The organism is Prevotella sp., from assembly GCF_036570325.1.
Lineage (GTDB): Bacteria > Bacteroidota > Bacteroidia > Bacteroidales > Bacteroidaceae > Prevotella.
Genome location: NZ_DATCYK010000106.1, coordinates 12,392 through 29,579, shown reverse-complemented (window position 1 = coordinate 29,579; position 17,188 = coordinate 12,392). Strand labels below are relative to the sequence as shown.

General features: G+C 46.8%; 11 protein-coding genes. 8 read left to right on the top strand and 3 right to left on the bottom strand.

All coding sequences use genetic code 11. The features are described from left to right. The 6 genes from folP to VIR50_RS10170 all read left to right on the top strand — a co-directional run. The coding region (gene folP, locus VIR50_RS10195; protein WP_331935022.1) for a dihydropteroate synthase at positions 1–777 on the top strand (777 nt) is incomplete at its 5' end. 45 nt (positions 778–822) lie between these two features. After that, positions 823–1,590, top strand: a complete 768-nt coding sequence (gene cdaA / locus VIR50_RS10190) for a diadenylate cyclase CdaA (protein WP_331935021.1) — start codon at positions 823–825, stop codon at positions 1,588–1,590. A gap of 144 nt (positions 1,591–1,734) precedes the next feature. Then, positions 1,735–2,745 carry a phosphate acetyltransferase gene (gene pta, locus VIR50_RS10185; protein WP_331935020.1) on the top strand — a complete coding sequence of 337 codons (1,011 nt, stop codon included), beginning with the start codon at positions 1,735–1,737 and terminating at the stop codon, positions 2,743–2,745. 35 nt (positions 2,746–2,780) lie between these two features. Next, positions 2,781–3,980 (top strand): acetate/propionate family kinase, encoded by a 1,200-nt coding sequence (locus tag VIR50_RS10180; RefSeq protein WP_331935019.1) that lies wholly within the window; start codon positions 2,781–2,783, stop codon positions 3,978–3,980. 316 nt (positions 3,981–4,296) lie between these two features. Beyond that, the gene (locus VIR50_RS10175) at positions 4,297–7,506 is read left to right on the top strand and encodes a SusC/RagA family TonB-linked outer membrane protein (RefSeq protein WP_414703553.1); all 3,210 of its coding nucleotides are present in this window, start codon (positions 4,297–4,299) and stop codon (positions 7,504–7,506) included. A 12-nt stretch (positions 7,507–7,518) separates the two neighbouring features. Next, entirely contained in the window at positions 7,519–9,555 is a 2,037-nt protein-coding gene (locus VIR50_RS10170) for a RagB/SusD family nutrient uptake outer membrane protein (RefSeq protein ID WP_331935017.1), read from the top strand. A gap of 136 nt (positions 9,556–9,691) precedes the next feature. Here the strand turns inward: VIR50_RS10170 and VIR50_RS10165 are convergent, their stop codons facing one another. The 3 genes from VIR50_RS10165 to VIR50_RS10155 form a co-directional block, all read right to left on the bottom strand. Next, the gene (locus tag VIR50_RS10165; protein ID WP_331935016.1) at positions 9,692–10,933 is read right to left on the bottom strand and encodes an alpha/beta hydrolase family protein; all 1,242 of its coding nucleotides are present in this window, start codon (positions 10,931–10,933) and stop codon (positions 9,692–9,694) included. Positions 10,934–10,962: 29 nt separating this feature from the next. Next, entirely contained in the window at positions 10,963–11,412 is a 450-nt protein-coding gene (locus VIR50_RS10160) for a peroxiredoxin (protein WP_331935015.1), read from the bottom strand. A 287-nt stretch (positions 11,413–11,699) separates the two neighbouring features. Further along, positions 11,700–12,461, bottom strand: a complete 762-nt coding sequence (locus VIR50_RS10155) for a YaaA family protein (RefSeq protein ID WP_331935014.1) — start codon at positions 12,459–12,461, stop codon at positions 11,700–11,702. Positions 12,462–12,668: 207 nt separating this feature from the next. Between VIR50_RS10155 and VIR50_RS10150 the strand changes: the two genes are divergently transcribed. Together VIR50_RS10150 and VIR50_RS10145 are read left to right on the top strand one after the other, a co-directional pair. Next, a complete protein-coding gene (locus VIR50_RS10150) occupies positions 12,669–15,410 on the top strand; it encodes a TonB-dependent receptor (protein ID WP_414703552.1) in 2,742 nt (913 codons plus the stop codon). A 31-nt stretch (positions 15,411–15,441) separates the two neighbouring features. Beyond that, the gene (locus VIR50_RS10145) at positions 15,442–16,983 is read left to right on the top strand and encodes a hypothetical protein (RefSeq protein ID WP_414703551.1); all 1,542 of its coding nucleotides are present in this window, start codon (positions 15,442–15,444) and stop codon (positions 16,981–16,983) included. Positions 16,984–17,188: the final 205 nt, after the last annotated feature.

The window sequence follows — 17,188 nt, the reverse complement described above, 5'->3', positions numbered from 1 at the left end:
GTGATGGGAATTCTCAATGTCACGCCCGACTCCTTCTTTTCGGGCAGTCGCAAGCAAACGGAGCACGATATAGCCAATCGGGCCGTGCAGATAGCCGCCGAGGGAGGGGCCATCATTGACGTGGGAGCGTTCTCCACGCGCCCCGGAGCCTTTGAGGTGACGGAGGAAGAAGAGCGCCGCCGGCTGCGTGAGGCGTTGGAAATCGTGCGCCGGGAAGTGCCCCATCTGCCCATCAGTGTCGACACCTATCGGCCCGGAGTGGCCCGAAGTTGCATTGAGGAGTGGGGCGCCGACATCATCAACGACGTGAGCGAGGGTGGCATAACGGGCATTGTCAACACGCCCATTCACGAGCAGGAAAGCATGTTCGACGTGGTGGGACAGTTGAAATGTCCCTACATACTGATGTCGGTCAAGCCCAATCTTCACGACATGCTCATTGCTTTCGCCGACGAAGTGCAGCAGTTGCGTGACCGAGGCGTGAAAGATATAATCCTCGACCCGGGCTTCGGCTTCGGCAAAACCGTGGAGCAGAATTATGAAATCTACCGTCAGATGGAGCGCCTGCAAACGCTTGAGCTGCCACTGCTCGTGGGTATATCCCGCAAGAGCATGATATGGAAGCTCGTGGGAGGTACCCCCGAGACGGCCCTTAACGGCACCACCGTGCTCCACACCATCGCCTTGCAAAAGGGAGCGGCCATCCTTCGGGTGCACGATGTGAAGGAAGCCGTCGAGACTGTGCGCATAGTGGCCGCCGCGTCGACCGACCGTTAATTCCCCGCGGGCCATCATCGATAAACTAACCAAACCGTTGAAATAATGCCTTTTGTATTCGGAATCAAGGATGTCATCGACATAGTGCTCGTGGCATTCATGCTTTATTATATCTATCGGCTGATGAAAGAGAGCCGTTCGCTCAATGTCTTCATCGGCATAATGCTCTTTGTGCTCATTTGGCTCTTTGTGAGTCAGGTGCTCGAGATGCGCCTCTTGGGTTCCATTCTCGACAAGTTGGTGAGCGTGGGAGTCATCGGTCTCATCGTTCTTTTTCAGGAAGAAATCCGTCGTTTCCTTTATTCCTTGGGTGCCCATCAGCGTTTCAAGCGTGTCATGGTCCTCTTCGGTGGTCGCAAGAGCGCGGATGTAGACAAGGAAGCCATCATGCCTATCGTGATGGCTTGCATGAGTATGGCCAAGGGAAAGGTAGGAGCGCTCATCGTAATAGAGCGTGGTGCCCCGCTTGATGATATTGCGGAAACGGGTGACATCATTGACGCGCGCATCAACCAACTGCTCATTGAGAACATATTTTTCAAGAACTCGCCCCTTCACGACGGCGCAATGATCGTGTCGAAGAAGCGTATCAAGGCGGCCGGTTGCATTCTGCCGGTGAGCCATAACTTCAATATTCCCAAGGAATTGGGCCTGCGCCATAGGGCCGCCATGGGCATTTCGCAGGACAGCGACGCCGTGGCCGTGGTCGTTTCGGAGGAAACCGGCCGCATATCCGTGGCCATTAAGGGCGAGTTCCGCTTGCGACTCAGCGCCGAGGAGCTTGAGAGCATTCTGACCCAAGAACTCTCCTAAGGCTAAAAAAGTAGCGTTTTTGTAGCAATAAAAAGCCCTCGTCTCAATAAAAAATCGTAATTTTGCAAACTGGAAATGGCAATTTGCGAATTTTCGATTGCCACCCCTAATGAATAAATAGATTAATATACATATTATCAAAACATGGATTTATTACAGCAAATAGTTGCCCGCGCAAAGGCAAACAAACAGCGCATTGTGCTCCCCGAAGCCACGGAAGAGCGCACTTTGAAGGCTGCTGACCGTGTATTGGCCGACGACCTTGCAGATCTTATTCTTATCGGTAGTCCCGAAGAAATCAAGCGTCTCGCCGAGGAGTGGGGCCTTACCCATATCGATAAGGCAACGATTATTGATCCTGAGAACAATCCCAAGAGCGAGGAGTACGCCGTCTTGCTGGCCGAACTGCGTAAGAAGAAAGGCATGACCCTCGAGAAGGCGCGTGAGCTTATGAAGAATCCGCTCTACTTGGGCTGTATGATTATCAAGACCGAAGGTGCCGATGGCCAGATCTCGGGTGCCTTGAGCACCACCGGCGACACGCTTCGTCCTGCCCTTCAGATTATCAAGTGTGCCCCCGGCATTACTTGTGTGAGTGGCGCCATGCTCCTTTTGACCCACGAGGAAGCCTATGGCGACGACGGTATCATCGTCATGGGTGACGTCGCGGTGACGCCTGTGCCCGACGCGGGACAGTTGGCTCAGATAGCCGTATGTACGGCCCAGACAGCCAAGAGCGTAGCCGGCATGACCGATCCAAGGGTAGCTATGCTTAGCTTCTCTACCAAAGGAAGCGCCTCACATGAGCTGGTCGACAAGGTGGTTGAGGCCACTCGCTTGGCCCATGAGATGGATCCCGAGCTGAAACTCGACGGCGAGCTTCAGGCCGACGCGGCCCTCGTACCCTCCGTAGGAGCGAAGAAAGCCCCCGGAAGTGATATTGCCGGCAAGGCCAACGTGCTGGTTGTGCCCTGCTTGGAAGTAGGTAACATCAGCTATAAGCTCGTTGAGCGTTTGGGTGGCGCTAAGGCCATAGGTCCTATTTTGCAAGGTATAGCCCGTCCGGTCAACGACTTGAGTCGTGGTTGCAACATCGATGACATTTATTATATGGTAGCCATTACCGCATGTCAGGCGCAGGACGCGAAGAAGTAAATAATCATTTAATCGTATAATATAAATAAGGTAATATGAAAATATTGGTATTAAACTGTGGTAGCAGTTCCATTAAATACAAGTTGTACGACATGACCGACGAGTCGGTTTTGGCACAAGGCGGCGTTGAGCGTATCGGTTTGGACGAGGCATTCATTAAGGTGAAGCTCGACAATGGCGACAAGAAAACCATCATGGCCGACCTTCCCACTCACAAGGAGGGCGTGGCTTTGGTGTTCAAAGTGTTGCTCGATCCCGAGATTGGCGCCCTGAAGAGCCTTGAGGAGATTGACGCCGTGGGCCATCGTATCGTGCAGGGAGGCGACCTCTTTGAGAAAAGTTGTATCGTAACACCCGAGGTTGAGCAGGGCATAGAGAGCCTTATCGACCTTGCCCCCGTGCATAACGCGGGCCACTTGCGTGGTATCAGGGCCGTAAACGCCCTTATGCCCGACGTTCCGCAGGTGACTGTGTTCGACAATGCCTTCCATTCTACCATGCCGGCTTACGCTTATCTCTACGCCGTTCCTTACGAGTTCTACGAGAAATACCATGTTCGCCGCTATGGTTTCCACGGAACAAGCCATCGCTACGTGAGCCAACGGGTGTGTGAATTCTTGGGAGCGGACATCACTAAGCAGAAGATTATCACCTGCCACATCGGCAATGGCGCCAGCGTTGCCGCCGTGAAGTACGGTAAGGTGATAGATACTTCCATGGGACTTACACCTTTGGCCGGCCTGATGATGGGTAGCCGTTGTGGCGACATCGACCCATCGGCCGTTACATACCTCATGCAAAAGACCGGCAAAGCGCCGCAGGAAATGGCTGATTTCTTGAATAAGGAGAGTGGTGTGGCCGGTATTACGGGCTTGAGTTCTGACATGCGTGAGATTGAGAATGCCGACCGTGAGGGCAACGAGCGTGCTCACTTGGCATTACAGATGTATAACTATCGTATCAAGAAGTACATTGGCGCTTATGCCGCCGCCATGAATGGCGTTGACATCATCGTCTTTACCGCCGGCGTGGGTGAGAATCAGGAAGGCGTTCGTTGGGATTCTTGCACCGATTTGGAATACCTCGGCGTCAAGATGGATAAGGAACGCAACCATTGCCGTGGCGTGGAGCAGGTGCTCTCTGCCGATGATTCCAAGGTGAAAGTGGTGATGATTCCTACCGATGAGGAAATCGTGATTGCCCGTGACACCATGGAATTGGTAAAAGGAAAGTAACGACCAACCGGCCATAGTGCCGATGGCGCATGAATAAAGCCCGCCCGTTGACCGATGTCAATGGGCGGGCTTGTCGTATATTAATGCTTATGCGTGCCATTATATATAGTCGTATATATATTGCTTATAGGTTAATGATTTTCTGAAGGATAATGAATAATAAAATTATTATTGGCTTTTTATACATATTTTTATCCTCGTTAACTAACGTTTCGTTTTTTTTTGATTTTTGTGATAAAATAAAATATCTTTGCCAATACACAATTTTCTCTTTTGTAATTAACCTAATATTAACCTTTTTATTATGCACGAAAAAATGAGAAAGACACTTGTGCTTTTAGCATTAGCTTTGTCTTCAGTCGGTTTGTCCTATGCCGACACGGCGTATTTGCCCGAGGTGGTAACTACGCAGCAGCAAACTACCTGTAAAGGTAAAGTTGTAGATAATCAGGGAGAGCCTATTATTGGTGCTTCGGTGATGATTATTGGTCAAAAGAAAGGTGCTGTCAGCGACTTAGATGGCCGTTTCAGCCTTTCTGATGTTAAAATGGGTGCTACTTTGAGCGTGTCTTATGTGGGATATAAGACCCAAAACGTAGTCTGGAACGGCAAAGATCTTACCATTACTTTAATGGAAGACTCCGAGACTCTTAATGATGTTGTTGTGGTGGGTTATGGTAGCCAGAAGAAGATAAACCTCACCGGAGCCGTATCCGTAGTAAACACCAAGACATTAGAAGGTCGTTCGGTTCAGAATTTGGCGCAAGCTCTGCAAGGCTCGGTGCCGGGCTTGAACTTCAGCGTGAACAATGCCGGAGGTTCGCTTGACGGTCGTATGAGCTTGAACATCCGCGGTACCGGAACGATTGGCGCGGGATCCAACTCCTCACCATTGGTGTTGATTGATGGAACGGAGGGCGATTTATATTCCATTCCGGCCAGCGACATAGAGAGCATTTCCATCTTGAAAGACGCGGCGTCGAGCGCCATCTACGGTTCGCGTGCGGCTTTCGGTGTTATCCTTATTACGACAAAGAGTGGTAAGGAAGGTCGCGTAAATGTTACTTATAATGGAAGTTTGCGCTTCTCTACCGCCACACAAGTTCCCGAAATGCCCAATTCTTATGATTTCGCTCGTTATTGGAATGACGCAGCGGCCAATAATGGAGAGGGTGCTCCTTTCAAAACTGAGATATTGGAGAAAATCAAGGCTCGTGTTGAAGGAACCCTTAAACCGGAGGATAAGGATTTGACAACATGGAGTGGATATGCCTCAAACGAGCCGTGGGCGATGTATACCGGCTCATGGAACAATGTCAATTGGTTTGATGAGATGTATCAGAAGAACGCCCCATCACAAGAGCACAACGTAGCTATCAGTGGTGGTACCGATAAGATCAACTATTATATCAGTGGTGCCCTGCTGGATCAGCGAGGCTTGATACGCCATGGAAAAGACAAGTTCCAGCGTTACAACTTCTCGGGAAAGGTGACTGCTCACGTGACAGATTGGTTTACCATCACCTATAATAATAAGTGGACTCGTGAAGACTATAACCGTCCGTCTTATATGACCGGCTTGTTCTTCCACAATATTGCCCGTCGTTGGCCGACCAACCCGGTGTACGATCCTCACGGACACTATGTACACGGAAATGAAATCCTACAAATGGAAGGTGGTGGCCTTGACAAAACACAGACAGACAAGCTCTTTCAGCAGGCTATTCTTGAGTTTAAACCGCTGAAGGGATGGGTCATCCGTTTGGAAGGAAACTACAATACGACACATTATCATAATCATTGGGACGTGTTGCCAATCTATTATTATGACCCGAATGAGGTGCCTGTGGCTGCCGCATGGAGTGGTGACTACGCGGCTGGTAAGTCGAAGGTAGGCGAAACGATGTATAAGAGAAACTTCTACAATGGTCGTTTCTTCACTGAGTACGACTTCACGCTTGATGATAAGCATGAGTTCAAGGTGTTGGGTGGTCTGGATATGGAGTCAAGTCTCTATACGAGTTTGGGCGCATCGCGTGCCGATTTGATTACGCCGCTCGTACCTACACTCAATAATGCTACACATAAGGATGTGACCCCGAGCTACTCTAACAACCATTGGGCTACCATGGGTATCTTCGCTCGTGTGAATTATGCTTACGATTCACGTTATTTGGCAGAGGTTTCTATTCGTCGTGACGGTTCTTCACGTTTCATCGGTGACAAAACATGGGGCACATTTCCCTCTTTCTCATTAGGTTGGAATATAGCCAACGAGCAGTTCTTCAAGCCTTTGACTAAGGTGGTGGATGTATTGAAGCTCCGTGCTTCATGGGGTTCTTTGGGTAATACGAATATTGAGGCTCTCTATCCTTGGTTCTTGAGGCAACCTGTTAAGGCTACATCTTCCAGTTGGTTGATTAATGGTGCTCGTCAGACTATATCGGGTGTGCCGGGATTGGTGTCTCCAAACCTGACATGGGAAACCGTACGCTCATGGAACTTAGGTCTTGACTTTGGCTTGTTTAACAATAGATTGCAAGGAAGTTTCGACTACTTTGTCAGAACGACCAAGAACATGGTGGGGCCTGCTCCTGTGAAACCTTCGATTCTCGGTACAGACCAGCCGGCTGAGAACAACAGTGACATGCGTTCTAATGGTTGGGAGTTGGAGTTGAGATGGCGTGACAGAATAGGCGACTTCTCTTATGGCGCCAAGTTGGTGGTGTCAGATGACAAGCAGACCATCACCCGTTTCTATAATCCCAACAGACTGCTTAGCCAGTGGTGTGAAGGTCAGGCTATGGGAAATATTTGGGGCTACCATGTAAAGGGTCTGGCTCAGAGTGATGAAGAAATGACTGAATGGCTACAGAATAATAAGCCTACGTGGGGTGATAGCTGGGCTGCCGGTGACGTGATGTATATGGACTTGAACGGCGATAAGAAAGTAGATGGCGGTAAAGGTACTTATGATGATACCGGCGACCAGAGAATTATTGGTAATTCTATGCCAAGGTATCGCTTTGGTATCACACTCGATGCAGCTTGGAAGGGCTTTGACTTTCTCATCTTCATGCAAGGTGTCGGCAAGCGCGATTTCTGGGACTCTTCTCCTTATAGTGTAGGAGCTAATGTTAATATGTGGCAGGCTGCAGCTTTCAAGGAACACTTGGACTACTGGCGTCCGGCTACAGACAAGAACTTTGGTCCTAACCCCGGTGGATTCTATCCGCGCCCATTGTTTGCTAGTGGTGGAAAGAACTTTTATGTGAGTGACCGTTACTTGCAGGATGCCTCTTACATGCGTATCAAGAACATCCAGTTAGGTTACACATTGCCGCTTTCGTTGACCAACAAGATTGGAGCAAATAGAGTGCGTGTGTACTTCTCCGCGGAAAATCTATGCACCTTTACCAAGATGAACAAGATTTTTGATCCTGAAGCCACGGGTGGTGATTGGGGACCGGGTAAGATTTATCCACTTCAAAGAACCATCTCATTTGGTTTAAATGTCAATTTTTAATCATTAAGCAATATGAAACACAATATAAAGACTCTCTTAAAAGGAAGTATGGCGCTCTTGTGCGCCGGGGGTATGTTTACCTCATGTGATTTCTTGGATAGGGAACCGCTGGATCAGGTTTCTCCAGACCAATATTATACTACAGCAGAACAGTTGGGTGGTTTCACCTTAAACTATTATGGTACCATATTCCCTAACAATAGTGGTTGGTGGGCCGGAGTAGCTACTTTTGACAACGGCACGGACAACCAAGCAGCTGGAGGGGGAAACGAAAGAATCTTCTTGCCGGATAAGTGGCGCGTACCAACTTCGGGTGGAATAGGCTATAATACGATTCGTGATCTTAATAAGTTTATTAACGAGGTAGAAGCCAAATACGCTGAACATAAAATAGATGGTTCTGACGCAATGATCAAGGAGTATATCGGCGAGGCCTACGCTATTCGCGGTATGGTGTTCTTTGATAGATTGAAAAGCTTTGGAGATTATCCTATAGAGCTGAAGGAACTCAATATTGACGCAGACTTGGCGGCTGCCAGCAAGCGTCAACCAAGAAACTTGGTGGCTCGACAAATACTGTCAGACTTAGATAAAGCCATAGAACGCTTGCCGGAAACAGCAGCCAATAAATTGCGTTTTACTAAGCGTGCGGTGTTGACACTCAAGTCGAGAGTGGCTCTCTATGAAGGCACTTTCGAGAAATACCATAGAGGAACGGGTCGTGTTCCGGGCGACGCTAATTGGCCGGGCAAAGGCAAGGAGTGGTTAAAGGATTTCACGATAAACCAAGATGCGGAGGTGAACTACTTCCTCGATGAGGCCATTAAGGCGTCCAAGGAAGCTGCTGCTGATGGTAATTTGCCTACAAAGAACACGCATAAATTCAATCCTACGGAGCGTGGGCAGTACAATGGTTGGAATCCTTATTATGACATGTTTGCCAGCGAAGACTTATCGAAGTTCCCCGAGGTGTTGATGTGGCGCCAGTTCAATTCAGATATAAGTGTGTCTCACTTGACTTCTAATAAGTTGAGAACCGGTTCTGCTACAGGCTGGACGCGTGGCTTGGTGGAATCGTTCTTAACGAAAAGTGGCAAGCCTATTTATGCTGCCGATGGTGAATACCAAGGTGACAAGACGATTGATGACGTAAAGAAAGACCGTGACGAGCGACTCCAATTGTTTGTTTTCGGTGAATCTGATATTCTGGCTACCGATGATAACAGTATCAAGGTGGATGGGAATGGCAAGGATCTTGTTAAGTTTACCTTACCTATTATCGTTACGAGCGATGCGCAAACAAAAGATATAACAGGTTATCGCCAGCGTAAGTTTTACAATTATGACCCGAAGATGCAGAACGGCCAGTCGTTCTCAGATGTCTCAGGTCAGATTTTGATTCGTGTGGAGGAAGCGATGTTGAATTATATGGAGGCTTACTATGTACGTCATAATACTCTTGATGCCACCGCCAAAAAGTATTGGACGGCATTACGTGAGCGTGCCGGTATCACGGCTCCTATAGAAACTACCGTTAGTGCGACCAATATGGCCGAGGAAACTAAGTTGACTCGTGCGTATGATTGGGGTGCTTATTCGGCAGGAAAACCGTTGGAGAGCGCTATGCTTTACTCTATTCGTCGTGAGCGTCGTAGTGAGTTAGCCGGTGAAGGCTATCGTTGGGATGACCTTGTAAGGTGGGCTGCTATGGATCAAGTAAAGGATTATGTCATTGAAGGTGTGAATTTCTGGGAGGAAATGAGCAAGTCTCCGAAGTTCAAGAATACGGAAGGCGGGAGCCTGCTTGTTGATGATGGTGGTGACAAAGCGACGGTTTCGTCACATGAACTCTCTCATTACTTGAGACCTTATCAGATTAATAAGAAGTACAGTCTTTATCAAGGTTATACTTTCTATAAGGCACACTATTTGTCACCGTTCTCTTATCAGGAAATGCAGTTATGTTCGCCTGACGGTACGGTTGAGCATTCTTACTTGTATCAGAATGTGTATTGGCCGGCCGAAGCCAACGGTGCAGGTGAACAGTAAGCGAATACGGCAAATACTTTTGCTCTCTTAGGGGAGTAAAAAGTGAAAGTCGGAATAAATAAAAGCCCACCTATTGATAGATGTCAATAGGTGGGCTTGCTTTGTTTAAGCGAATGTTCAGTGTATCTTTTTTGGTTTATAGTTGCTTTATCCAACTGATCATGTCGTTCAATACTTCGGGGCTGGTGGTCTCCTCTATCGTGACGTATTCCGAAGGATGGCCGGTAGTAGCGTGCTGGAACAGATGGTTGAGGCCGGGATATTCCTTGATCAGTGTCTTCTTGTGGCGAGGAAGATATTTGCGAAGCGCCGGAATCGTCAGTTCGGCCGGTACGTTGAGGTCGAGCGAACCATTGAGGTGGAGCACGGGGCAGGTCACTTTGCGGATGTAAGTCGTCATGTCGATGTCGACAAACGTACGAGTCCAAGGGTCGGGCGACAACTTGATGAGCGTCTCGCGGGCTTGCTTGGCCGAGGTAAGGGCCGGTGCTGTGGGGGCTGCTACACGGTTGAGCTTATTGAGTTGCAGGCACATGAGGGTGTCAATACGTGTGGCCGGTCCGGCCAACGACACGATAAAGTCGGTTTTCTTTTGGCTTCCGAGGATGTAGGCTATCATGCCTCCCTCGCTATGGCCTATGATTCCTATTTTACCAAAGGCTTTTTTGTTACGGAGAAATTGCAGTCCGGCCTCGGCGTCGTTGGCAAAGTCGAACGTGGTAGCCGTCTTGAAGTCGCCTGTGGATTGGGCCACGCCGCGGTCATCGTAGCGCAACGAGGCGATACCCGCACGGGCCAACGCGTCGGCAATGACGAGGAATGGTTTGTGATAGAACAGTTCCTCGTCACGATTTTGCAGTCCGCTACCCGTGACAAAGAGCACGATGGGCGTGTGACCGGCCTTATAATCCTTTGGTAGGGAGAGGGTTCCGCTAAGCGTGACGCCCGCTTTGGTATTTTGAAAAGTAACGTTCTCGGTGGTGTAAGGAAGTGGCAGGGAGGGCGTTTGTGGCCTTCGGTATTCTTGTTGGCCACGTTTGCAGTCAATGGTTTGGGTGAAACCGTTTTGGCTGAAGGTACCCCGGAGGATGTCGCCGAGCAGCCGTCCATGGAAGCGCAGGCCTATCGTGGGGATTTGAAGGTGGATAGAATCGGGCGAAAGATGGTCAAGGGAAGTGGGAATGCCCTTGGCTCCTTGCTCGGGAACGTCGAGTAGTACTTGTCGTTGGCCCATGTCGACGTGGAAAACGAGCGATAACCGCTGTTGACCGATGGTCAGTTGGCCGGTCCAGACACCATTCAGGTCTTGTGCTTGTGCCTGAAAAGCACAGATGGCCATCCATAAGAGGATGGCCATTCGGTTGATATAGTTCTTCATGTGCGGTCTAAAGAGAGGTAAAAAGAAGGTTAGCCTAATATTTGCGTAGCGTGTTCCTTCACCTTGATGTCCTTGGGTTTCAGGATGCGAGTGATGACTCCATTCTCATCAGTGATGAAAGTGGTGCGGAAAACGCCCATATATACCTTGCCGTAATTCTTCTTCTCACCGTACACGCCCAGTTCCGTGACGAGCTTTTTCTCGGTGTCGCAAATAAGTGGGAAGGGCAATTGGTACTTCTCAATGAACTTTTTGTGCGACTTGGCGTCCTGCGTGCTACAGCCGATTACGGCGTAGCCCATGGATAAGAAGCGCTCGTAGTTATCGCGAAGGTTGCAGGCTTGGTTGGTGCAACCGGGCGTCGCGTCGCGCGGATAGATATAAAGAACCAATTGTTTGCCTTTGAAGTCGCTTAACTTCAGTTCGTTTCCGTCTTGGTCAACGCCAAGAATCTCGGGGAGTTTTTGTCCTATTTCCATATTGATTGCTATTAAATGTTTTTAAATAAAGATAGCGTCAGCAAGCTAAAAAATATCAAGTGATTAGCTTGCCAAGTGCAGCCCATCTTCTACAAGGATAGTGCAAATGAACGCAATGTGAACTTGTTTACAAATTGCTGAGTGCAGCCTATCTTCTACAAAGATAGTGCAAATGAACGCAATGTGAATTTGTTTACAAATTGCTGAGTGCAGCCTATCTTCTACAAAGATAGCTGATTTTATGACAAGTGGCTGTTTATGGGCTTTGTTTTTTAGAGACTTTAAACTTATTCCATGATAAAATGAGGGTGATTCTCGTCACCGTAGCGGGCGTTATAGGTGAAGCCGTTGAGTTGGAAAGGGTACATGTCCTCGGGTTTGGTTAATCGGTTGAGGAGAAGAAAGCGTGCCATAGCGCCCCGACAACTCTTGGCATGGACTGAGACAACCTTCATTCTGTGCCCATCATCGACATAGAAAAGCGGTTGAATGACCCGTATTTCCTGCTCAACACGTTTCCAATCGAACAAGTGTTCAAATTCTTCGGTAGCCAAATGTACGAGTATGCCGTCGTCGGCACGGACCGCATCGATCAGCATTTGCGTGAGGCGAGGTTTCCAATAGGCGAAAAATGACTGGTCGGAAGTGGTTTCCAACTTCATTTTACCTTCCATTCGATAGGGATGGATGAGGTCGAGCGGGCGTAGAAGGCCATAAAGAAACGAGGTGATGAAAAGGTGTTGTTGGGCAAAAAGGAAGTCTTCAGTTTTAAAATCTTCCGCGACAAGATATTTATAGGCCTGACCATGGTAGGCGAGAATGGCCGGGAGATATTCAGACTTGTCGAAAAAATGCTCAAAGCGGAGCTTATTCTCTTGAGCAATGGATAGGCTGCAATGGAGTTGTTGGGCCAATTCGGGCGCCGACCATTGGCTTAGCTCAAGGGCAAACTGCTCTGCTTCTTTTTGAAATGTGGCTTGGGACGACGGCGGTGTGGCTACCGTTGTCGTCTTATTCATGATTTTGGCCGATGCTAAAATGATTTGCATAAATGAAAAATGTTATATGACAAAGATATAATAAAAATATCATAGCTGTTTATAAAAGCCGTGGTAATTCGAGTTATAGGGCTTTCTTTAGGGTAAGTGGTAACCTAAATGTAATGTTTTCGTAAGTTTTCTTTCATCTGATAGCAACTTTACTGAAATATCAGGAGCCTACTTTTGCAGCGAAAAAAGAAAGATAATTAACAAAGTATGAAAAGTTTCAAAAGAGTTTTGACATTATTATTATTGTTTACAACATGTGTTTCAATGTTGGCACAGACAAAGATTGAAGGACATGTAACTGATGGAAAAAGCAAAGAACCCCTTGTAGGAGCCACGATAGAGGTGGTAGATAAAAACATTAAAACGATTGCTGACGTTGATGGAAACTTCAGTATCACGGGGTTACAAAATGGAAAATATCGTCTTCTTATTAAATATGTATCTTATAAAGATGTATATATGAACGATGTGGTCGTATCCTCCACACATCCCACAAAGTTATTAGAGATTCAGATGGAGCCCAATGAGCAGGTGTTGCAGGGCGTTCAGGTGGTGGCAACGATAAAGAACAATACAGATCAGGCCATGATAAAGTTGGCTAAACAAAGCCTATTCGTGATGAGCAATGTTTCGGCGCAGGAAATCAGCAAGACGCAGGATACTAATGCGGGAGAGGTCATCAGGCGAGTGCCGGGCGTGAGTTTGATAGAAGATAAGTTTGTGATGGTGAGAGGACTTTCCCAACGTTACAACAATGTTTGGATAAATGGAGGCGCTGTGCCCAGTACGGAGGCAGACTCGAGAGCATTCTCTTTCGATATAATTCCCAGCTCACAAATAGATAATTTGGAGATAGTAAAAACGCAGGCGCCCGAATATCCTGCCGATTATAGTGGTGGTTTTATCCTCGTGAATACGAAAGATATACCTTCGGAGAACAGCACGATAGTAAACCTTGGTGGCAATTGGAACGACGCTACAGACTTTAGGAATTTCCAATATGCCAAAGGGTCGGGTACTGATTTCTTGGGTTTTGACAGTGGTTATCGTTCTATTCCCGGTCATAATGATTGGATCATCAAGAATAAGAAGCCCTTTGGCGATATAAAACTGTCGCTTTCGCTGAATCGTAAGTGGCAACTTGGAGGTAGGACGCTGGGTATGATAGCGGCCGTTAATTACACAAGTGAAAGTCGTTCTTACACGGATATGACGAATAACCTATTTGGTATTTACGACGCCGTTAATGACCGGCCTAATTACCTTCGCCATTCCGTGGATGACCAGTATAATAAGAATGTGAGAATAGGTGGTATGTTTAACATGACTTTGCTCTCTAAAGACGGTAATCACAAGTATCAATGGAAAAACATATTTAACCAATTGGCTAATAACAGATATACTTGGAGAGAGGGAGTAAACGCGCAAGCCGATATTGAAAACTCGGCGGAATATTATTATCGCAGTCGTACAACCTATAATACACAGTTGACCGGCAAGCATACTTTCGCAAAAGACTTGTTGGAATGGAATGTAGGCTATGCCTATGCCAACCGTAATCTTCCTGACCGGAGACGCTATTTGGAGACTGATGCCTTGGAAAGAGGACAGATGATGTTGGTAACGGGTAATGATGTTTCTCGTGAATGGACCAAGCTTAATGAGCATATATTCTCTGCAAACATAGCCGATAAGCATAGTTTTGAGTTTGGTACATGGACTCCTTCGCTGCGTTACGGAGTGTATGGAGAGTATCGTACGAGAAAATATACTACACGAAACTTCATTTACAATTGGAGAACGGATGGCAATAACCTTGCAGACGGTTTTCAGAAAGTGCATATCCCAACCTTGCTTAGTGATGAGGCCAATTATGGTGATGACAAACTTTACCAAATGGAATTGGTGCAAAAGCGAAATGATTACAGCGGCGATAATACGGTAGGAGCCGGCTTTGTGTCGGCAGCATTGCCTTTTGGAAAACTGAATGTCTATGCCGGTGTGAGATATGAGTTTAGCAGTATGTGCCTCACAACCAATACACGTGATGACGTAGAAAGTCCTCAAGAGCGTAATTATACTTACAATGATCTCTTTCCATCACTCAATGCGGTGTATGAACTTGATGATAAGAATCAGTTGAGGCTTTGTTATGGTCGAAGCGTTAATAGGGCGGAGTTTCGTGAGGTATCGCCCTCGGTGTATTACGACTTCGACTTGGCCTCAAGTATTCAGGGCAATACGGAGTTGAAAAACTGTTATATCAACAATGTAGACCTGCGATATGAGTATTATCCCTCGGCAGGTGAGCAGATTTCTTTGGCTGTATTCTACAAGCATTTTGATAACCCCATTGAGTGGACTTACACGGTTGCGGGCGGTACGAACTTGATTTACTCGTATGAGAATGCGCTCTCCGCCAATAATTATGGTATAGAGTTGGATATTCGTAAGAAGCTCGATTTCATAGGATTGAGGAACTTTAGTTGGTCAATCAATGCTTCGCTCATTAAGAGTAAGGTTAATTTTGCCAAAGGCTCACGTGAGAAGAACCGACCGATGCAGGGACAATCACCCTATTTAATCAATACCGGTATATTCTACAATCACCCAGAGTTTGCCTTTAACGTGGCACTTCTCTATAATCGAATAGGAAAGCGTATCATCGGAGTAGGAAGAAGTGAGGGTACGACGGGTAGCGAGGAAAACGCAAGAATACCCGATAGCTACGAAATGCCGCGCGATGTTTTTGATTTCACTGCCAGCAAAAGTTTTGGTGAGCATTGGGAGTTGAAAGCCTATGTCAGGGACTTATTGGCACAGAAAGTCTCTTACAAGCAGTTTGCCGATGTGGTATATGCCGATGGTAAGCAAAGAAATGTAGAAGAAATAACACGTCAGTACAAGCCCGGACGTAATTGGGGATTGAGCTTGTCCTATAAATTCTAAGATAATATCATATTTTTTAACAATAGTTTTTATGAAAACAAGATGTTTAATTGGATGCGTAAGCATTCTGGCAGTAGCCTCTATGATGAGCGCATGCGGCAGTGACAATGATGTAGTGGGTAACGAAGACAAAGGAAAAGTTGACGCTGCTTATGTATGGACAACCGATGCGGGTATCAAAGCTTGCACAAATATCCTTTTTCAGGATGGCAAAGAAAATGTTAAGGGCACGGATATTGGCAATGGAGCTCAGGAATTTGTCTTTACAGGTAAGCAGACTTTAAAGAAGGGAACTTATAATCTGAAGGGATGGGTTTATATAGCTGCCGGGGCAGAATTGACCATTGAGCCGGGAACAATTATAAAAGGAGATAAGGAAACCAAGGCTTCTCTCATAGTAGAGCGTGGTGGCAAACTGATAGCACAAGGCACTGCCACAGCTCCTATCGTATTTACTTCAGAGCAGTCGGCAGGTAACCGTCGCCCGGGAGATTGGGGTGGTATCATTATTTGCGGCAAAGCCTATAATAACCAAAAGGAAATGCAGATAGAAGGTGGTCCTCGTACCAAGCATGGAGGTGAGGATAATGCGGACAACTCCGGCGTATTGAGCTATGTACGTATAGAGTTCGCGGGCTATCCTTTCCAAAAAGATCAGGAAATCAACGGTCTAACCTTGGGTTCGGTAGGTAGTGGTACAAAGATAGACCACGTACAAGTGTCTTATAGCAATGACGATTCCTACGAATGGTTTGGCGGTGCGGTGAACTGCAAATACATGATAGCTTACAAGGGTTGGGATGATGATTTCGACACAGACAATGGCTATTCGGGTAAGGTTCAGTTTGGTTTGGCCGTTCGCGATAGTAAGATAGCGGACACATCCATGAGCAACAGCATGGAAAGTGATAATAGTGCTGCCGGTGCTGCGGTATCACCTTGGACGACAGCAAGCTTCTCTAACATGACATTCATTGGTCCTAAGTTTAGCGACAATGCCTTTAAGAATTCATCAGACTATATTACCGGTGGAAAGATGAACCCCAACAATGGTTCGGCACTTGGTAAATTCCAGTCCGTAATGCACATTCGTAGAAACTCACGGTTGAACTGTTTTAACTCTGTAGCGGTAGGATTTCCTATTGGTATTATCCTTGATAATCAGAAAGGTGACACACAAGGTTCTGCCACTAAAGGCTTGCTTAGTTTAAAGAATATCTGGCTGGCAGGAATGGATATTGTAGGTAGCGACGCAAATAAAGTATTTGAAGATGTGTTAGTGACCGGATATGACAGTAAGTCTAAACCTATTACAGACGCAACGGAGAAATCTTTCTCTTCAACTTTCTTTACGGCACAAAGCGGCAACAACGTTTCTGACATCGCAGCGTTGAAACTTGACACAAAGACCTTTATGCCTAATGCCTCCAGCCCATTGTTAAGTGGAGCCAACTTTGCGGAAGCAGTGCTTTCTTCTTGGTTTGATAAAGTAAATTATATAGGCGCTTTCTCTTCAAATGACAACTGGGTTAATGGTTGGACTAACTTTGATCCTGAGAATACTCAATATTAATTTTCTCTTTTATGATAAAGGAATGCGATAAGCCTTTTAAGTAATCTGATTCCAAAACACATTTTATTGACCATATCTATACTCTGTCGTGGAGATATAGATATGGTTTTGCTATGTATATGATAATGGGGCTTTCTTTATAAATAATATCTCATAGCTGTCCTTTTTTTGATAGTTGATTGTATTATTAATAGAATACTATTAT